We start from the raw sequence: 584 nt of genomic DNA, 5'->3' as shown, positions 1-584 counted from the left end.
AATATGGAGGCAAGCCATCCCTGGCGGTCGACAACACGCTCGATCGCCGGTTTGACGCGGAGGCGCCTGACAAGGCCTGGGTGACCGACATCACCTACATCCGCACCCACGAAGGCTTCGCCTATCTTGCGGTCGTGATCGACCTCTTCTCACGCCGGGTCGTCGGCTGGTCCATGCAGGCCCGGCAGACGACCAACGTCGTGCTTCAGGCGCTGCTGGCCGCCGTCTGGCGACGCAAGCCGAAGGGCCGTGTGCTGGTGCATTCGGATCAGGGGAGCCAGTTCACCAGCATGGAGTGGGCTTCGTTCCTGAAACACCACGATCTGCAGCCCTCGATGAGCCGTCGCGGGAACTGCCATGACAACGCTGTGGCCGAGAGCTTCTTCAACCTGCTCAAGCGCGAACGCATCCGCCGCAAGGTCTACCGCACGCGAGACGAGGCACGCCGGGACGTGTTCGATTACATCGAGATGTTCTACAACCCCACCCGCAAACACGCACGCAACGGGATGCTGTCGCCCATCGAGTTCGAACGGCAGCACAAAGCGACCCCCGAAGGCGTCTAGAAAACTAGGGGCGGTTCA

At 62.5% G+C, this 584-nt stretch carries 1 pseudogene; it reads left to right on the top strand.

From position 1 onward, the window contains the following. Window positions 1-566, top strand: a pseudogene (locus EJ105_RS27705) (IS3-like element ISXau3 family transposase); the annotation flags it as partial. Window positions 567-584: the final 18 nt, after the last annotated feature.

Origin of the sequence: Xanthobacter aminoxidans, assembly GCF_023571765.1 — a bacterium.
Taxonomy (GTDB): domain Bacteria; phylum Pseudomonadota; class Alphaproteobacteria; order Rhizobiales; family Xanthobacteraceae; genus Xanthobacter; species Xanthobacter aminoxidans.
This window is presented reverse-complemented; position numbering and strand designations above follow the sequence as displayed.